Origin of the sequence: Vibrio sp. K4 (genome assembly GCF_051122595.1) — a bacterium.
In the GTDB taxonomy this organism is placed as follows: Bacteria; Pseudomonadota; Gammaproteobacteria; order Enterobacterales; family Vibrionaceae; genus Vibrio; species Vibrio owensii.
Genome location: NZ_CP178577.1, coordinates 2312023 through 2329980, shown reverse-complemented (window position 1 = coordinate 2329980; position 17958 = coordinate 2312023). Strand labels below are relative to the sequence as shown.

Below are 17958 nucleotides of genomic sequence, written 5' to 3'. Positions count from 1 at the left end.
CTCCTTGCTACCTTCCCTTTTACCACATAAGGAAATGTTAATGGTTTGTAGGAATGAATAGGGATTTAGTTTCCAACTCTGTGGAGTAAAACAAGAGCAAGATCTCTTTTTAGGCTTTTCAATAAAAAAAGCTGTCGATTCTCTTGAAAAAGTCGCTATTGTCCCCATTCTAGATATGCTGGCAGCGTTGAAGCGGTATTCAAATCGCATTTTTCGCTATTTTTTGAGTCGGTATTCGAGAATTTAGCGCAGACAATGTCCACATAGTGGCTATTGGCTCGACAGGGTTGCGACAGATCGCTAGAATGTCGCGTCTAAAAATTCTGTCCTGAGGCTAATAGGAGATACCTTTGGTGATGACGCCGAAGATATCACTGATTAGTCCGGTGTTGAGATTCAGCATCGATACTCGATTTTAAATTAGGTGTTCGGACAGGACACTACACAAGGATGAAGCGTGAACTCACAGAGTCTCGCTCATACGCTCGGGAAGACCGGGCCACTTTAGAGGTTTATATATAATGCAAGTTACTGTTGAAACGCTAGAAGGCCTAGAGCGCCGTCTAAACATTACTGTTCCAGCTGCAAACATCGAAGACGCTGTAACAGCTGAACTACGCAACATCGCTAAAAACCGTCGTTTCGATGGTTTCCGTAAGGGTAAAGTGCCTCTAAAAATGGTTGCTAAGATGTACGGCAAAGCAGTACGTCAAGACGTTCTTGGTGAAGTTATGCAACGTCACTTCATCGAAGCGATCGTAAAAGAGAAAATCAACCCAGCTGGCGCACCAACTTTCGCTCCAGTTGAAAACAACGAAGGCGCAGATCTAGTATTCACTGCAACTTTCGAAGTTTACCCAGAAGTTGAACTAAAAGGCCTAGAAAGCATCACTGTTGAAAAACCAACAACAGAAGTTAACGATGCAGACGTAGAAGAGATGATCGAAACTCTACGTAAGCAACAAGCTACTTGGGCAGAAGTTGAAGAAGCTGCAGAAGCTGGTAAGCGCGTAAGCATCGACTTCGTTGGTTCTATCGACGGTGAAGAGTTCGAAGGCGGTAAAGCTGAGAACTTCCCACTAGAAATGGGCGCTGGTCGCATGATCCCAGGTTTCGAAGACGGTATCGAAGGTAAAACTAAAGGTATGGAATTCGAAATCGACGTAAACTTCCCAGAAGATTACCACGCTGAAAACCTAAAAGGTAAAGCAGCTAAGTTCGCAATCAAAGTGAACAAAGTTGAAGCTCGTGAACTACCAGAACTAAACGACGAGTTCGTTTCTAAGTTCGGTGTTGCTGAAGGTGGCGTTGAAGCACTTAAAGCTGAAGTTCGTAAGAACATGGAGCGCGAACTTAAGCAAGCTGTTAAGAACCGCATCAAAGAGCAAGCTATCGACGGTCTAGTTGAGCAAAACGAAATCGACGTACCAGCTGCACTTATCGACCAAGAAATCCAAGTTCTTCGTCAACAAGCTTCTCAACGCTTCGGTGGCAACCCAGAAGCAGCTGCACAGCTTCCACGTGAACTGTTCGAAGAGCAAGCTAAACGTCGCGTTGTAGTTGGTCTTCTTCTAGGTGAAGTAATCAAGTCTGAAGAGCTAAAAGCTGACGACGAGAAAGTTAAAGCGCTAATCGAAGAGATGGCAACAGCTTACGAAGATCCATCAGAAGTTATTGCTTACTACGAGCAAAACGAGCAAATGATGAACAACATGCGTAACGTTGCTCTAGAAGAGCAAGCAATCGACGCGATCATCGCTAAAGCACAGGTTACTGAGAAAGAAGTAAGCTTCAACGAGCTACTTAACCAACAACCTGCTGCTTAATAAGCAATATCTTGCGTAGAAGGTTGACTTAACGTCGACTATTCTGCTAACAATGGTCCGTATGATACACATCATCCGGGCCATTTATTTTAGGGACATAAGAATATGAGCTACCAAGAAAAAAATGCAATGTCGCCAATTATTGACGCGCTAGTGCCAATGGTGGTTGAACAAACTTCCCGCGGCGAACGCTCTTACGACATTTACTCACGCTTGCTTAAAGAGCGCGTGATCTTTTTAACCGGTCAAGTGGAAGACCACATGGCAAACCTTGTCGTGGCTCAGCTACTTTTCCTAGAATCTGAAAATCCAGATAAAGATATTTTCCTATACATCAACTCACCAGGCGGCAGCGTAACAGCAGGTATGTCTATTTACGACACCATGCAGTTCATCAAGCCAAATGTGAGCACAGTATGTATGGGTCAAGCTTGCTCAATGGGTGCGTTCCTGCTTGCAGGTGGTGCGCCGGGTAAGCGTTACGTTCTGCCTAACTCACGTGTGATGATCCACCAACCACTTGGTGGCTTCCAAGGTCAGGCTTCTGATATCCAAATCCATGCTCAGGAAATCCTGACCATCAAGCAGAAGCTAAACAACCTATTGGCAGAGCATACAGGCCAGCCTCTTGAAGTGATTGAACGCGATACTGATCGTGATAACTTCATGTCGGCAGATCAGGCTGTAGAATACGGTATTGTGGATGCAGTGTTGAGCCACCGCGGCGAGTAATTTAGCCAGCGCATTTTGGCTAAATTTGATATACACTCATTCATAAAGAGTAAAGGCTAAGAGGTTAGCGAATGACAGATAAAAGCAAAGAAAGCGGCAGCGGCAAATTGCTGTACTGCTCTTTCTGTGGCAAAAGTCAGCACGAAGTTCGCAAGCTAATCGCAGGTCCGTCAGTTTACATTTGCGACGAGTGTGTCGACTTATGTAACGATATCATTCGCGAAGAAATCAAGGATGTTCTCCCTAAGAAAGAATCTGAAGCGTTACCAACGCCAAAACAGATCCGTGAACACCTTGATGACTATGTGATCGGACAAGATTACGCGAAAAAAGTGCTCGCAGTTGCGGTATATAACCACTACAAGCGTTTACGCAATGGTGATACAACGAGCGAAGGTGTGGAGCTTGGTAAGAGTAACATCCTTCTAATTGGTCCAACGGGTAGTGGTAAAACTCTGCTTGCTGAGACGCTAGCTCGATTCTTGGATGTGCCATTTACAATGGCCGACGCTACTACACTAACCGAAGCTGGTTACGTAGGTGAAGACGTTGAAAACATCATCCAGAAGCTTCTGCAAAAATGTGATTACGATGTAGCGAAGGCTGAACGCGGCATTGTATACATTGACGAAATTGACAAGATTTCTCGCAAAGCTGAAAACCCATCTATTACGCGTGACGTATCTGGTGAAGGTGTTCAGCAGGCGCTACTAAAACTTATCGAAGGTACGGTTGCATCGGTTCCACCACAAGGTGGTCGTAAGCATCCACAGCAAGAATTCCTACAAGTGGACACGTCTAAGATCCTGTTCATCTGTGGTGGTGCATTTGCTGGCCTAGATAAAGTGATTGAACAGCGTGTAGCGACAGGCACAGGTATTGGTTTTGGCGCAGAAGTGCGCTCTAAGAACGAAACCAAAACAGTCGGTGAACTATTTACTCAGGTAGAGCCTGAAGATCTAGTGAAATACGGCCTTATCCCTGAGTTTATCGGTCGTCTACCAGTAACAACAACACTGACAGAGCTTGATGAAGAAGCGCTAATTCAGATCCTATGTGAACCGAAGAACGCACTGACCAAGCAATATGCAGCATTGTTCGAACTAGAAGACGCTGAACTTGAGTTCCGTGAAGACGCGCTACGTGCTATCGCTAAGAAAGCAATGGAGCGTAAAACGGGTGCTCGTGGTCTACGCTCAATCCTAGAAAGCGTTCTGCTAGAAACCATGTATGAACTGCCATCAGCGACGGACGTGAGTAAAGTCGTGATTGATGAATCAGTGATTAACGGTGAATCAGAACCATTGCTCATTTACAGCAACGCCGACAATCAGGCCGCTGGAGCAGAATAAATTCAGCCATGAATAGAAAGGAGGTAAGTAATTACCTCCTTTTTTTATTTCTCTTATTGAATCCAAATAATTAGACCCCATATACTGCCTTAAGTAATACGTTAAACGTGAAAGCGGAAGAGAGAATTATATGAACTTGGAACGTTCCGAGCGTATCGAGATCCCGGTATTACCTCTACGTGACGTAGTGGTCTACCCACACATGGTTATTCCATTGTTTGTTGGTCGTGAAAAATCGATTAGCTGTTTAGAAACAGCGATGGAAACAAACAAACAAGTTCTGCTTGTGGCACAAAAGCAAGCGGACACTGATGAGCCGACGGTTGACGACCTATTTGAAGTAGGTACGGTTGCAACCATCCTCCAACTTCTTAAGCTACCTGACGGCACGGTTAAAGTGCTGGTTGAAGGCCAGCAACGCGCGAAGATCAACCACTTTAAAGAAAGCGAATTCTTCCTTGCTGAGGCAGAGTTTGTGGTAACGCCTGAACTTGAAGAGCGTGAGCAAGAAGTGATTGTTCGCAGCGCTATCAACCAATTTGAAGGCTTCATCAAGCTAAACAAAAAGATCCCGCCAGAAGTGCTCACTTCGCTAAGCGGTATTGACGAAGCGGCGCGCCTAGCAGATACCATTGCAGCGCACATGCCTCTTAAGCTTGTAGACAAACAACAAGTACTTGAAATCATCGATGTAACTGAGCGTCTAGAGTTCCTAATGGGGCAGATGGAATCAGAGATCGATCTTCTTCAAGTTGAGAAACGCATCCGCGGTCGTGTTAAGAAGCAGATGGAAAAATCTCAGCGCGAGTACTACCTGAATGAGCAAATGAAAGCGATTCAGAAAGAACTTGGCGAGATGGAAGATGCGCCTGACGAATTCGAGACACTGAAGCAAAAGATTGAAGAATCTAAAATGCCTCAGGATGCGCGTGAAAAGACAGAACAAGAGCTGCAAAAGCTTAAGATGATGTCTCCAATGTCTGCAGAAGCGACAGTGGTACGCAGCTATATCGATTGGATGGTAAGCGTGCCTTGGAACAAGCGCTCTAAAGTGAAGAAGAACCTTGCGAAAGCAGAAGAAATTCTGAACGAAGACCACTACGGCCTAGAGCGCGTAAAAGAACGTATTCTTGAGTACTTAGCGGTACAAAACCGTATCAACAAACTGAAAGGTCCAATCCTTTGTCTTGTTGGTCCTCCTGGTGTTGGTAAAACATCGCTAGGTCGCTCTATTGCAGCGGCAACGGGTCGTAAGTACACGCGTATGGCACTGGGTGGTGTACGTGATGAAGCTGAAATCCGCGGTCACCGTCGTACATACATTGGTTCGCTACCAGGCAAACTTATTCAGAAGATGTCGAAAGTAGGCGTGAAAAACCCACTGTTCCTTCTGGATGAAATCGACAAGATGTCTTCAGACATGCGTGGCGATCCATCTTCAGCACTGTTGGAAGTTCTAGACCCAGAACAAAACAACGCGTTTAACGACCATTACCTAGAGGTAGATTACGATCTATCTGACGTTATGTTCGTTGCGACGTCTAACTCGATGGATATTCCTGGTCCTCTACTAGACCGTATGGAAGTGATTCGTCTGTCTGGTTACACAGAAGACGAGAAACTAAACATCGCAAAACGTCACCTTGTTGATAAACAAGTTAAGCGTAATGGTCTGAAACCAAACGAAATTACCATCGAAGATTCTGCAATCATCGGCATTATTCGTTACTACACGCGTGAAGCGGGTGTACGTAGCCTAGAGCGTGAGATTTCTAAAATCTGTCGTAAAGCAGTGAAAAACATCCTGCTGGATACGAGCTTGAAGTCAGTGACAGTTACGATGGAAAACCTAAAAGAATACTTAGGTGTTCAACGTCATGATTTCGGTAAAGCGGATGACAGCAACCGTATCGGTCAAGTAACTGGCCTAGCTTGGACACAAGTGGGCGGTGACCTTCTTACGATCGAAACGGAAGCGATGCCGGGTAAAGGTAAGCTAACGCAAACCGGTTCTCTTGGCGACGTTATGAAAGAGTCTATCCAAGCAGCAATGACGGTTGTTCGTTCACGTGCCGAGAAACTGGGTATCAACTCAGACTTCTACGAGAAACGTGATATCCACGTACACGTACCGGAAGGTGCTACACCAAAAGACGGCCCAAGTGCGGGTATCGCAATGTGTACAGCACTGGTTTCTAGCTTGACGGGTAACCCTGTAAAAGCAGAAGTGGGTATGACAGGTGAGATCACGCTACGTGGTGAAGTTCTACCTATCGGCGGTCTAAAAGAGAAGTTACTTGCGGCACACCGTGGTGGCATCAAAACCGTACTGATTCCGAAGGACAACGAGCGTGATTTGGAAGAGATTCCAGAAAATGTTATCGCGGATCTGCAGGTTATCCCAGTACAGTGGATCGACGAAGTTCTTAAAGTTGCACTAGAGCGAGACCCGACAGGCGTTGAGTTTGAGTCTCAAAAATAGTGATGTGCAGCAAAAATAAGTAAAACTTTACGCTGATAGGCCTAAAAAGGCTTGTCAGCGTTTTTTTTGGACGCTAAGTTAAGTTCGATAGCTTCCAGCCCTTGAAGAATAAGGGGTGGAGCATATTTTCTTAATTATGGAACGAACGTCATCACAAAAATAATCACAGATGACACAAAGGGGAAATCACAGTGAATAAAACTCAACTAGTAGAACAAATCGCAGAAAACGCAGACATCTCTAAAGCATCAGCTGGTCGCGCTCTAGACGCATTCATCGAAGCAGTAAGTGGTACGCTTCAGTCTGGTGACCAAGTTGCTCTTGTTGGCTTCGGTACGTTCAGCGTACGTACTCGTGCAGCACGCACAGGTCGTAACCCAAAAACTGGTGAAGAAATCCAAATCGCAGAAGCTAAAGTACCTTCTTTCAAAGCTGGTAAAGCTCTAAAAGACGCTTGTAACTAATTCTTTGTGTCACTGACACAAAGCTAGTTCTGCTGACGGCCATTGCATAACTTTTGCTCAAATAGTCAAATTTGAACAAAAATTTACAAACTAAGAGCCGAACTTTTTTAAATTATGCGCATCCTACTGATGCGCATTTCTTTTTCTGATATTATCGCGACATTACATTTTCTATTAGAAGCAGTCGGCTTCAATTGTGGAGAGCAGTTAAATTATGATGGATCGACTACGCGAAGGCGTGAACAGCATCGCGGTCAAAATTATCCTTGGACTTATCATCCTATCTTTCGTATTTGCAGGTGTAGGTAGCTACATCGTTGGTGGCAACAACAACTCAGCAGCGAAAGTAGGTAACACCGAGATTGCTCGTGGTGAGTTCGAGATGGCATACCAAAATGAGCGCAACCGCATGCAAGCTCAATTGGGTGATTACTTCTCTCAAATGCTGGCTGACCCTGCATACGTTGAATCTTTCCGCAAATCTGTTCTAGATCGCATGATCAACGACGTGCTGCTTGACCAACAAGCAGAAGCGCTTGGTCTACGCATTAGCGATGCACAAGTACGTAGCATGATTCTAGACATGCCTCAGTTCCAATCTAACGGTCAATTTGATCAAGACATTTACCAAGCGTCTCTGCGTCGTGCTGGTTTCTCTCCAGACTCATTTGCAGAGTACATGCGCCGTGAATTGGTTCGTGAGCAACTACTGAACGCACTTCAAACAAGTGAATTCACACTACCTGGCGAAGTTCAGGCAGAAGGTAAACTGTTCACTCAAACTCGTGACGTTCGCACAATCACTATCGATTTGAATGAGTTTGCTAAGAAAGTAGATTTGACTGATGAAGAAATTCAAGACTACTACAAAGCAAACCCAGACATGTTCACTCGTCCTGAGCAAGTTAAAGTTGCTTACATTGAGCTTTCAGCTGAAGAGCTTAAGAAGCAAGTTCAAGTTTCTGACGAAGACGTTAAGAAATACTACGACGAGCACCTAGACAAGTACTCTACAGAAGAGCAACGTCGCGTAGCGCACATCCTAGTTGAGGGTGATGACGAAGCGAAAGCACAAGCGATTCTTGACGAGCTAAACGCAGGCGCTGACTTCGCAACAGTAGCGAAAGAAAAATCAGACGACTTTGGTAGCGCAGAAAACGGCGGCGACCTGGGTTGGATTGAGCGCGATGTAATGGACCCAGCATTTGAAGAAGCGGCATTTGCTCTTAAGAATCCAGGCGATATGACTGGTCTGGTGAAGTCTGACTTCGGTTACCACATCATCAAGCTTGAAGAGCTAAAAGGTGCGGTTGCTAAGCCTTACTCAGAAGTTGCGGCTGAAATCAAACAAGAGATGATTGACCAGAAAGCGGTTGATCAATTTTACGAACTACAAAACGAACTTGAAAAAGTGGCGTTTGAGTTCCCTGACTCTCTAGATGACGCATCTAAAGCTGTTGGCCAAAAAGTGAAGACAACAGACTTCATCTCTCAAGCTGATGCTCCAGAAGTGCTTAAGAACCAAGCGGTAATGCAAGCGATTCTAAGCCCTGAAGTGAAAGAAGATGGCCTAAACTCTGAAGCAATCGAAGTTGCACCAGAGCACATCATCGTTGTTCGCGTTGAAGATGCTCGTGATGAGACTGTACTTCCTCTAGACGAAGTGAAAGACCAAGTGGTTGCTGAGCTATCTCGCGTTAAAGGTGAGCAAGGCGCAATCGAACTAGGTACTAAAGTTGTTGCGGCTCTGAAAGAAGGTAACAAAGACATTCTTGCTGAAAATAACCTAGCGTTTGGTGAGCAAGAGTCTGTAGACCGTCGTTCTCCGCTAGCATCAACAGTATTTGCGATGGCGAAACCAGTCGATGGCAAGCCTGTATACGGTCAATCTAAAGACCTAGAAGGCAACATTGTGGTTGTTGAGCTAGACGCGGTTCACGCAGAGCTAGACAGCGCTCTAGAAGAGCAAGTTGCGACACAAATGCAACGTGCGTCTTCTCAGCTAGACCTGTCTTCAGTAATCGCTGTACTGCGCGCAAACACTGACATCGAGTACTTTGTTGTGAGCAACTAAGCATTACTGATGTAATTTGCATGTTAACTAAAACGGGTCGCATTAGCGGCCCGTTTTATTTTTGTCTGAACCAACTTCTATGACAGCAACACTTTTCCTAGAGTGATCCTCGTTTTTGATAATTCGATTTAGTGGAGAACACTCAAATGAAATGGATGTTAACACTGTGCTTGCTGCTATTGGCGCCAATGAGTTGGGCGGAAGAAGGCAAGTCGGTAACGACAAAAGCGGCCAAGTATGAAGGCATTGAAATCACCGTTAATGTGAATACGGCTTCCGCGGAAGAAATTGCGACACTACTGAATGGTATTGGGACGAAAAAAGCGCAAGACATTGTTGAGTACCGAAATGAACATGGCCCATTTAAAACCGCAGCGGACTTAAGCAAAGTGAAAGGCATTGGTGAAGCGACGGTGAAAAAGAACCAAGATCGTATCTTACTTTGATTCACGCTTTGATTTGAAAAGCGAAGTTCTGTTTCCTATTACTGCTTTCCCGAACCAAAGCGTTTTTCTGGTTCGGGATTTTTTGTTTTATCGAGGTTTGTGCTCACTCAGATTCAAGCGTATTAACCGAATATACGACGATGCGTTAGTTTTTCTAGCCAAGCCATGCCCATCCCCCCGATAGCACCAAATAGGTGAGCATCAACAGCGACGCGAGCACCAATCATTGCCGCCGTGCTTGTTGAAGGGCCGTAGAACTGCTCCCAAGCGACTTTTGCAATTAAACCGCCTACCAGTACTAAACTGCTTCTTCTACCGTCGAAAACCTCTGCCAGAGCCCAGAAACCAAACAATCCGTGTAGTACTCCAGACAGTCCAACGTAAACCGACATATTGGTGAATAAGTTCATTGCACCAACGAAGGTACATAGAACAAGAAAGACGATAGAGAAGTTACGCACCGAAGGGCGAAAGATGAATCCTATTACCCATAAGCCCGCTAAATTCATCCCTAGGTGAGCAAAGTTGGTATGCGTCAGATTTCCTGTTACGATTCGCCACCATTCGCCATGGCGTATATTGTAAGCGTGCCATTCGGTTAGGCTTGCCATTGGTTCGAATTGCAGTATTAAACAGATAACGCTGATTATGCTCAGCAATGTATAAAGGTTCACTCTATGTCTCGTTATTGTTCTCAGTGTGGAAAGTCGCGCAAAGCTTGTATTTGCCAATGGATTGTACCGCTAGCAAACGAGGTTGAACTTATCATCCTTCAGCATACGAGTGAAGAACATCGTCCTCTTGGTACGGCACGGATTCTCAATTTGAGCCTAAATCATTGTACTTGCCTGATTGGAGAAGACTTTTCTGACAATGCAGCGTTGAACGCGTTGCTTGAGGACAGCGCTTACCAATATTTCATTCTTTACCCTTCAGAACAATCGTTGTGTCTTTCAGAGTTGGCGACGGTTGGTGAGACGGCAGATAAGAAAATACGTTTGATTTTACTCGATGGTACTTGGAAGAAAGCCTACAAGATGTGGCAGCTTTCGACCAACTTGCATTCTATCCCAACGGTTAAACTGCCAGAGGATCTGCAAGGTCATTACACCATTCGTAAGGCTCCATCGAACAACAGCTTATCAACAGTGGAAGCAGGCTTTCATGCTCTGAGCTTGATGGAGTCTGGGAAAGATTTCACGCCTTTGCTAACGGCGTTTGAGAAGATGATTGAATTTCAAATCGCCCAGATGCCTCCGGGCGTATTTGAAAAGAACTATCTGAAAGACGAGTAGCGAACCGATAGAGTACTTCTCTAAAGGACTATTGAAGAGAACAACTGCCGATGCAGCTTTTGTGCATGGCCATCGGTCATTGCTGAGATATAATCTGCAATCACGCGCATCTTTGCGCTTTCGCAGCTTGCTTCTTGCCATAGTGAGCGAGTGTGCGGTGGCAGCAGACGCTCAGGGTCAGCACTTAGGGCTTCAAACAAATCCATGATGATCTGTTGGCCTTTGTACTCTACGATCTGCACTTGATGCACTTGAATCACATATTGGCTCACGAAGTGTTTGAGTACCTCTAGTGCTTTGGCCATGTGTGGCTCTAAACAGGCATTCCAAGCTAAGAGCGGGTTATTAAACGGCTCATCCACCACTTTGATTGAAATACTGGTCAACAGCGCATTCACCATGCCACCAATCGCATCTTTGCGTTGGTGATGTTTGCCGCTAAACAGCATTTGTCCGATAGAACCAATATGTTCTTCAAACCATGGGTCGCCACAATCCGCTAATTGACTGGCTGCGCCTTCTTGCCATTGCTGGCGAGTGACCATGCCAAGCACTATCGCATCTTCCAAATCATGCACGCCGTAAGCGATATCGTCCGCAAGTTCCATGATCGAGCAGTCGAGCGATTTAAAGCGGGTTTTACAGTGTTCTAGGTCTGACTCCGGACGACAGCGCATTTGACTCAACAGGGCTTTGTCATTGTCCGTCAGTGGTGCAATTACCCAATCAAACAAGTCTTTATCACAGTCATACAAGCCTTTTGCCGGGCTCCAGTCTTTGGCTTTCAGTTTGCGTTGATGCTCCACAGGATCGGGCATACACAGCGCTCTTGTTTGACTCAGCAGAGCAGGATATTTAATCAAACCGAGTAAGGCACGGCGTGACAAGTTCATGCCAAAGTGTTCGGTATAAGGCTCTAGTTTGGTGACAATGCGAAACGTCTGGGCATTGCCTTCAAAGCCGCCATGTTCACGCATCATGTAATTCAGCGCGACTTCGCCACCGTGCCCATAAGGCGGATGACCGATATCGTGTGCCAAACAGAGCGAATCAATCAAACTGTCTGAAGGCAGTAAGTCTCGAAACTCCGGCTGCTTCTTTTTCAGTTGAGCGACAATGCCCGTGCCCAATTGCGCCGCTTCAAGAGAGTGGGTCAAACGGGTACGGTGGAAATCTTCTAAGCTGTTGCCGTGGACTTGAGTTTTCGCTTGTAGGCGACGAAATGCCGCAGAGTGCAGTATACGAGCGCGATCTCGCTGGTAAGGACTACGATGATCGTCACGGCGGATTTTATGTTCATCATCATGGCGTTCTTGCCACAAGGCATCTAATTCAAACGACACTTTTCTCTCCATCAACTAACTGATTTCATCCAGCGATAATTCAAAACTTGGGGCAAAGGTATGAAGGAAGTATTCCATTTCTGGTGTTTTGCGTTCTTGCAGTGTGATGTCTAGGCGCTTTTTAGCCAAGGCAAACTCGTGGTTACCTGCGCTCAGTTCTTCGAGACATTTTAAGTACGCGCAGATGGAGTCGGCTTGCTTAACGATCAAGGCATCTTCTTCATGTGCAGAGTGCGAAAGCAGATACGGTGCAAAATCGTCTTGGAATTCTTCTGGCAGCATGGATAGTAGCTTTTGCTCGGCTGCGGCTTCTATCTTTTTATATTCTTTAGAAATTTCTGGGTTGTAATACTTCACTGGGGTTGGAAGGTCCCCCGTTAATACTTCACTGGAGTCGTGGTACATCGCAAGAATAGCAATGCGTTCGGGATTCAGTGTACCGCCAAACTTTTTGTTTTTGATTAGGGCTAGGGCATGAGCGACAAACGCGACTTGCAGGCTGTGTTCAGAAACGTTTTCTGGTGATACTGAGCGCATTAAGGGCCAGCGTTGGATTAGCTTCATTCGTGCCAAGTGGGCGAAAAAATGGCTTTCTTTCATTGCTGTCTCCAATTTTGATGCTGATACAAAAAAAGGAGCTCACTAGGAGCTCCTCTAAGCATATGAGAGATCAGCAGTAATTACTACTGGCTATACGTTGATAGGAAACGCTCAAAGCGGCCAATCGCGGTTTCAAGATCTTCTACGTGCGGCAGGGTTACGATACGGAAGTGATCCGGTTTCGGCCAGTTAAAGCCTGAACCCTGCACGAGCAGCACTTTTTCTTGCTTCAAGAAATCGAGCACCATCTGCTGGTCATTCTTAATGTTGTACATCTTGGTGTCGATTTTCGGGAACAAGTACATAGCGCCTTTCGGCTTCACACAAGAAACCCCAGGGATCTGATTAATCAGCTCGTAAGCACGGTTACGTTGTTCAAGCAAACGACCACCCGGTAAGATCAGCTCATTAATACTTTGGTAGCCACCCAATGCGGTTTGAATCGCGTGTTGCATCGGTACGTTGGCACATAAACGCATTGACGAAAGCAGTTCAAGACCGTTGATGTAACCTTGCGCCAGATGTTTAGGGCCGGTTAGGAACATCCAGCCGCCACGGAAGCCACAAACACGGTATGCTTTTGACAAACCGTTGAAGGTCATCACTAGCACATCTTCTGTTAGCGTCGCGACTGAGGTGTGTGTCGCTCCGTCGTAAAGCACTTTGTCGTAGATCTCGTCAGCGAAGATGATCAGGTTGTGTTGGCGGGCAATCTCGATAACTTCTAGTAGAAAATCACGACTGTATACAGCACCCGTTGGGTTGTTCGGGTTGATCAGAACAATGCCACGTGTTTTTGGGGTGATTTTCTTTTTAATGTCTTCTAGATCAGGATACCAGTCTGCGCCTTCATCACAGATGTAATGCACAGGTTTACCACCAGACAGAGCAACAGATGCCGTCCACAATGGGTAGTCTGGTGCCGGAATCAGCATTTCATCGCCGTTGTTCAGTAGCGCTTGCATTGCCATCACGATTAGCTCTGAAACGCCGTTACCTACGTATACATCTTCAACATCGAGTGAGCGGATGCCTTTACGTTGGTAATGTTGTACAACGGCTTTACGCGCAGAGTAGATGCCTTTGGAATCACAGTAGCCTTGAGAAGTTGGTAGATTGCGGATTACATCTACTAAGATCTCATCAGGGGCGTCAAAACCAAATGGGGCGGGGTTACCAATGTTTAGCTTTAGGATTTTATGCCCTTCTTCCTCCATGCGCTTAGCATGTTTGAGTACAGGACCCCTAATGTCGTAGCAGACATTGTCGAGTTTTGACGACATCCCGATATTTTGCATTGTATAATTCCTAAAAAATCGTTAATTTCTTTATTAAAGTACAATAATTTGTTTTTTATTAGAATAAAAATCTGTAAATTATCCGTTTAGTGGCTAACTTTTGTCCTGTTGGTATCACAGGATTTTGCAAAAGATCGCATACGACCTTGATTTGCTTTGGGTCTAAACTTAGAGTAGCCGTCAGTTATCCCTTATCCTCATAGACTTCGAGGTTGATTTGTCACAGTTCCATCAAGCCGTAAAGAGAATTATCGAGCGAGTTCAGCAAACGGAAGGCAATCAAACACGTTTAGTCGAGCCACTCAGCGAGAAACCCAATTTCGCGTTTATTGACTGGCTTGAAGCACAACCACTTTTTCCCAAGTTTTACTGGCAGTCCCGTGATACTCGTGAAGAAGTTGTTGCCCTAGGTCAGCTCCATTCATTTGTTGAGCCAGGACCTGCCTATACGATCCTTGGCGAAGGCCAACGCGTATGGGGTGGGCGTTCATTCGATGGTCAGCACGAGAAAAACCGCCGCTGCATGCCGTCTTTCTTCTTTCTACCGCAAATCGAGTTGATTCGCTTCGATCAGCAATGGTCGCTTGCAGTGAATATCTCAGAAGATAAAACCCGTACATTAGCAGGCTTGAAAAAGCTGGTTTGTGATGTGCCTATGCTTGCGCCAATTTCTTCTCATATTCGTTCTATTGATCATGCGCCAACAGAGCCTCAATGGAATGATTTGGTAGAGAAAGTACTGACAGGTATTGAGAACGACGATTTTAAAAAAGTCGTTTTAGCTCGCAAATCAACAGTTCGCTTAGATTCGACACTTTCTGCTGCGCAACTCCTGAAAGCGAGTTACCTAAATAACCACCACAGTTTCCATTTCCTACTGAGCTTAGACAGCAAGCACAGCTTCATGGGCTCTACCCCTGAGCGTCTGTATTCGCGTGTTGGGCATGAACTCCACACTGAAGCATTAGCAGGCACGATTGGTCGTGGTGACAATGCTACGCAAGATATGGAGCTAGCGAACTGGTTATCTCAAGATTCAAAGAACCTGAACGAAAACCAGTATGTGGTGGATGACATTGTTGATCGCTTGTCGCCACATTCAGAGAGCGTTGAAGTAGAAAAAGAGCCTCGATTAGTTCGCCTGAGAAAAGTCCAACACCTTAAGCGTAATATTCATGCGGGTCTGAAAGCAGGCATCAACGGTGTTCAATTGCTTTCAGCTTTACAGCCAACTGCCGCCGTTGCGGGTTTGCCGCGTAAAGAGTCGATGCAATTTATTTTGGATAATGAGCCGTTTGCACGCGGCTGGTATGCAGGCTCTATGGGTTACATTAGCCATGAGCGTGCAGAGTTTTGTGTCGCAATCAGAAGTGCTTTGATCTTGGGCGATCAAGTCCAACTGTTTGCTGGCGCGGGTATTGTTCCAGGCTCCATTGCAGAACATGAATGGGCCGAGTTAGATAAAAAAATGTCGACGTTACTATCTCTTATTTCAGACCACCCACCGCTTGGGGTTGCATCATGAAGGCAGATCAAGCTGTATTGAATCGCATCTGGTCTGAAACCATCCTGACAGAATTGAACCGCTTTGGTGTGAACCACGTTTGTATCGCACCCGGTTCCCGCTCTACACCTTTAACGGTAGAGGCGGCAGATAACCCAAATTTTACTATTCACACGCACTTTGATGAGCGTGGCTTAGGCTTTATGGCTCTTGGGCTTGCAAAGGCAAGTAAACAGCCGGTTGCGTTGATCGTGACTTCTGGTACCGCTGTCGCTAACCTTTTACCTGCTATTGCTGAAGCAAAACTGACGGGTGAAAAGCTGGTGGTGCTAACTGCAGACCGTCCGGTTGAACTGGTAGGTTGCGGTGCAAACCAAGCTATTAATCAATTGGGTATTTTTTCAGGACATGTTTCTGACAGCCTTAACCTGCCGAGCCCTACGCTATCAACTCCGTTGAATTGGTTGCTTACTTCTGTTGATGAAGTGATGTTTACTCAGCGCCTAAGAGGCAGTGCGGTTCACATTAACTGTGCGTTCCCAGAGCCTTTGTACTCCAATACAGAAAAGAGCACCTTTCAGGACTACCTTGATGCCGTTGCTGGCTGGCGAGATAGCAAGGTGACGTATTGCCAGCGTTTTAACCCGAAAACCAGCAGTGCAATTCCAAGCTGTGGGGATAACAAAGGTGTGGTGATCATTGGTAGTTTGCCACTGGTTCAGGCGCAAGCCGCACAAGCGTTTGCAGAGCAAATGGGCTGGCCGGTGCTTGCTGATCCGCAAAGTGGTGTCAGTTCGGATTGGGCGCATTTTGATTTATGGTTGCAGAATCCGAAATTGGCAAGCCAACTGGATTGCTGTGACTTAATCGTGCAGTTCGGTAGTCGAATCATTTCCAAACGTTTTAATCACTGGTTAGAAAAACATGTAGCGCGCAATCAGCAAGGTGGTGATATTCAATATTGGTACGTATCGCCTCGATTAGAGCGAGATAACCAAAGTCACTTACCGCAATGGCACTGGGCAGAGCAGCCAAGCTCATGGGTTGAACGTACGACGGAGTTTTCATCAGAACACGCTGGTTGGGCAAATGAACTTGCCGCGGACATCAAACAGGTCACGCAACACGCGAAAGGCTTGTTTGCATCTGACCCTAAAAGTGAGTTGAGCGAGATTGCGTTAGCGATTGATGTGGCTGAGCGTGCTCAAGGTGTGGATCTGTTTGTTGGCAACAGTCTGTTTGTTCGATTGATCGACATGTTCGGCAAGCTTGATAACACAGAGGTTTTCACTAACCGTGGTGCGTCTGGCATTGATGGCCTGTTTGCAACGGCAAGCGGGGTACAACGCGCGCGCCAAAACCCGATGTTAATGTTTATTGGCGATACTTCTGCCTTATATGGGCTGAACTCATTGGCACTGTTTACGCACAACAAGTTGCCTTCGGTGTTGGTGATCACTAACAACGATGGTGGTGCGATTTTTGACTTACTGCCTGTACCGCAAGAGCATCGCGAGTCGTTCTATCAAATGCCTCATGGCTATGAATTTGAACATGCAGCGAAACAGTTTGGTTTACAGTATCGCAAACCGAACACGCTTGCTGAGTATCAATCTATAGTCTCTGAGCATTTTGCTAGCGGCGAAGGGGCGTTAGTGGTTGAAGTTCAAACGCCATCGAACCAAGCGGTAGAGCAGCTAAAATCCTTCAACAAGAATTTGCATGCTCTATTCTAAACGCTTCCCAGCAACGGAAAAGCACCAAAGTAGTACTTTGCCTACTCTGGTGTTTTTGCATGGCTTGCTTGGTAGCGGTGAAGAGTGGCAAGCGTGTATCAACGCGTTACCCGAGTATGAACGTGTTACGGTTGACCTCCCTGGTCATGGGCATAGCCAATCTATTTCTTGTAGCGATCTGAATGATTGCTGCAAATTACTCAATTCCGCACTATCTTTATTATTTCCTTCGCAACAACCGCTTATCCTGATTGGTTACTCAATGGGTGGACGCATTGCTATGCATGGCCTTGCTCACCAATGTTTTCCAGATCTCAATATTTGTGGAAGCATTGTGGAAGGAGGAAACTTCGGGCTTCAAAGTGAGTCAGACAGACAGGCTCGATTCGAAAACGATTCGCGCTGGGCAAAGCGTTTCAAAACTGAGCCTCTTGCCTGTGTTTTGAACGATTGGTACCAACAGTTGGTCTTTTCTTCACTAAACCATGAGCAAAGACAAACATTGATTGCGAAACGAAGTGCTAATCTTGGTTCCGCGGTAGCGGATATGCTGATTGCAACGTCATTAGCGAAGCAATCTTATTTGCTCCCAGCTCTGCAACAGCAAGCGGTTCCACTGCATTATATCTGCGGCGAAAAAGACAAAAAATTTAGCCAACTGGCTGAGACAAGCGGGTTGGCGTATCGACAAATCGAAGGTGCTGGACATAACGTCCACCAAGAGCAACCACAGCGATTTGCGAGGCAAGTTAATCAAATAATTCATTCTCACTTTGAGTGAGAGCAACGAGAACAATGGGAATCAC

The 17958-nt window shown here is 45.9% G+C and carries 15 protein-coding genes and 1 pseudogene; 12 read left to right on the top strand and 4 right to left on the bottom strand.

The genetic code is table 11. The features are described 5' to 3' along the window. Positions 1–34: 34 nt before the first annotated feature. The 8 genes and pseudogenes from ACLIIY_RS10385 to ACLIIY_RS10350 all read left to right on the top strand — a co-directional run bounded on the left by ACLIIY_RS10385 (position 35) and on the right by ACLIIY_RS10350 (position 9376). Positions 35–247 (top strand): annotated as a pseudogene (locus ACLIIY_RS10385) (hypothetical protein). A 274-nt stretch (positions 248–521) separates the two neighbouring features. After that, complete coding sequence (tig, locus tag ACLIIY_RS10380; RefSeq protein ID WP_005437602.1) at positions 522–1826, top strand: trigger factor; 1305 nt, start codon at positions 522–524, stop codon at positions 1824–1826. Positions 1827–1931: 105 nt separating this feature from the next. Further along, the gene (gene clpP / locus ACLIIY_RS10375) at positions 1932–2558 is read left to right on the top strand and encodes an ATP-dependent Clp endopeptidase proteolytic subunit ClpP (protein WP_005430931.1); all 627 of its coding nucleotides are present in this window, start codon (positions 1932–1934) and stop codon (positions 2556–2558) included. A gap of 71 nt (positions 2559–2629) precedes the next feature. Next, positions 2630–3910 (top strand): ATP-dependent protease ATP-binding subunit ClpX, encoded by a 1281-nt coding sequence (clpX, locus tag ACLIIY_RS10370; protein ID WP_005430932.1) that lies wholly within the window; start codon positions 2630–2632, stop codon positions 3908–3910. Between the two features lie 130 nt (positions 3911–4040). After that, a complete protein-coding gene (lon, locus tag ACLIIY_RS10365) occupies positions 4041–6392 on the top strand; it encodes an endopeptidase La (RefSeq protein ID WP_005437599.1) in 2352 nt (783 codons plus the stop codon). Positions 6393–6583: 191 nt separating this feature from the next. Further along, the gene (locus ACLIIY_RS10360) at positions 6584–6856 is read left to right on the top strand and encodes an HU family DNA-binding protein (RefSeq protein ID WP_005430934.1); all 273 of its coding nucleotides are present in this window, start codon (positions 6584–6586) and stop codon (positions 6854–6856) included. Between the two features lie 214 nt (positions 6857–7070). Beyond that, entirely contained in the window at positions 7071–8930 is a 1860-nt protein-coding gene (gene ppiD / locus ACLIIY_RS10355) for a peptidylprolyl isomerase (protein ID WP_020196005.1), read from the top strand. A gap of 146 nt (positions 8931–9076) precedes the next feature. After that, the gene (locus ACLIIY_RS10350) at positions 9077–9376 is read left to right on the top strand and encodes a ComEA family DNA-binding protein (RefSeq protein WP_020196004.1); all 300 of its coding nucleotides are present in this window, start codon (positions 9077–9079) and stop codon (positions 9374–9376) included. Between the two features lie 122 nt (positions 9377–9498). On the opposite strand, the gene rrtA is transcribed toward ACLIIY_RS10350, so the two are convergent. Beyond that, the gene (gene rrtA, locus ACLIIY_RS10345; protein WP_020196003.1) at positions 9499–10050 is read right to left on the bottom strand and encodes a rhombosortase; all 552 of its coding nucleotides are present in this window, start codon (positions 10048–10050) and stop codon (positions 9499–9501) included. 3 nt (positions 10051–10053) lie between these two features. Here rrtA and ACLIIY_RS10340 point away from each other — a divergent pair, with 3 nt between their 5' ends. Further along, the gene (locus ACLIIY_RS10340) at positions 10054–10671 is read left to right on the top strand and encodes a tRNA-uridine aminocarboxypropyltransferase (RefSeq protein ID WP_434527566.1); all 618 of its coding nucleotides are present in this window, start codon (positions 10054–10056) and stop codon (positions 10669–10671) included. 20 nt (positions 10672–10691) lie between these two features. On the opposite strand, the gene ACLIIY_RS10335 is transcribed toward ACLIIY_RS10340, so the two are convergent. The 3 genes from ACLIIY_RS10335 to ACLIIY_RS10325 all read right to left on the bottom strand — a co-directional run bounded on the left by ACLIIY_RS10335 (position 10692) and on the right by ACLIIY_RS10325 (position 13912). Further along, a complete protein-coding gene (locus ACLIIY_RS10335) occupies positions 10692–12026 on the bottom strand; it encodes an anti-phage deoxyguanosine triphosphatase (protein WP_172666196.1) in 1335 nt (444 codons plus the stop codon). Positions 12027–12029: 3 nt separating this feature from the next. After that, positions 12030–12614 (bottom strand): 5'-deoxynucleotidase, encoded by a 585-nt coding sequence (yfbR, locus tag ACLIIY_RS10330; protein ID WP_009707166.1) that lies wholly within the window; start codon positions 12612–12614, stop codon positions 12030–12032. An 83-nt stretch (positions 12615–12697) separates the two neighbouring features. Beyond that, on the bottom strand, positions 12698–13912 hold the full coding sequence (locus ACLIIY_RS10325; protein WP_005437583.1) for a pyridoxal phosphate-dependent aminotransferase: 1215 nt from the start codon (positions 13910–13912) through the stop codon (positions 12698–12700). Between the two features lie 217 nt (positions 13913–14129). Here ACLIIY_RS10325 and ACLIIY_RS10320 point away from each other — a divergent pair, with 217 nt between their 5' ends. Genes ACLIIY_RS10320 through menH form a run of 3 tightly spaced genes read left to right on the top strand, consistent with a single transcriptional unit; the run spans position 14130 to position 17933 of the window. Beyond that, on the top strand, positions 14130–15437 hold the full coding sequence (locus tag ACLIIY_RS10320; RefSeq protein ID WP_434527565.1) for an isochorismate synthase: 1308 nt from the start codon (positions 14130–14132) through the stop codon (positions 15435–15437). Continuing rightward, positions 15434–17152 (top strand): 2-succinyl-5-enolpyruvyl-6-hydroxy-3-cyclohexene-1-carboxylic-acid synthase, encoded by a 1719-nt coding sequence (menD, locus tag ACLIIY_RS10315; RefSeq protein WP_434527564.1) that lies wholly within the window; start codon positions 15434–15436, stop codon positions 17150–17152. The genes ACLIIY_RS10320 and menD overlap by 4 nt, the downstream gene beginning before the upstream one ends. Beyond that, positions 17139–17933 (top strand): 2-succinyl-6-hydroxy-2,4-cyclohexadiene-1-carboxylate synthase, encoded by a 795-nt coding sequence (menH, locus tag ACLIIY_RS10310; RefSeq protein ID WP_434527563.1) that lies wholly within the window; start codon positions 17139–17141, stop codon positions 17931–17933. The genes menD and menH overlap by 14 nt, the downstream gene beginning before the upstream one ends. Positions 17934–17958: the final 25 nt, after the last annotated feature.

Bases quoted from the DNA above. Each gene is read 5' to 3' on its own strand.
- tig (WP_005437602.1), top strand. From the start codon at position 522: ATGCAAGTTACTGTTGAAACGCTAGAAGGCCTAGAGCGCCGTCTAAAC.
- ppiD (WP_020196005.1), top strand. From the start codon at position 7,071: ATGATGGATCGACTACGCGAAGGCGTGAACAGCATCGCGGTCAAAATT.
- clpP (WP_005430931.1), top strand. From the start codon at position 1,932: ATGAGCTACCAAGAAAAAAATGCAATGTCGCCAATTATTGACGCGCTA.
- yfbR (WP_009707166.1), bottom strand. From the start codon at position 12,614: ATGAAAGAAAGCCATTTTTTCGCCCACTTGGCACGAATGAAGCTAATC.
- clpX (WP_005430932.1), top strand. From the start codon at position 2,630: ATGACAGATAAAAGCAAAGAAAGCGGCAGCGGCAAATTGCTGTACTGC.
- lon (WP_005437599.1), top strand. From the start codon at position 4,041: ATGAACTTGGAACGTTCCGAGCGTATCGAGATCCCGGTATTACCTCTA.
- ACLIIY_RS10340 (WP_434527566.1), top strand. From the start codon at position 10,054: ATGTCTCGTTATTGTTCTCAGTGTGGAAAGTCGCGCAAAGCTTGTATT.
- ACLIIY_RS10350 (WP_020196004.1), top strand. From the start codon at position 9,077: ATGAAATGGATGTTAACACTGTGCTTGCTGCTATTGGCGCCAATGAGT.
- menD (WP_434527564.1), top strand. From the start codon at position 15,434: ATGAAGGCAGATCAAGCTGTATTGAATCGCATCTGGTCTGAAACCATC.
- ACLIIY_RS10325 (WP_005437583.1), bottom strand. From the start codon at position 13,912: ATGCAAAATATCGGGATGTCGTCAAAACTCGACAATGTCTGCTACGAC.
- ACLIIY_RS10335 (WP_172666196.1), bottom strand. From the start codon at position 12,026: ATGGAGAGAAAAGTGTCGTTTGAATTAGATGCCTTGTGGCAAGAACGC.
- menH (WP_434527563.1), top strand. From the start codon at position 17,139: ATGCTCTATTCTAAACGCTTCCCAGCAACGGAAAAGCACCAAAGTAGT.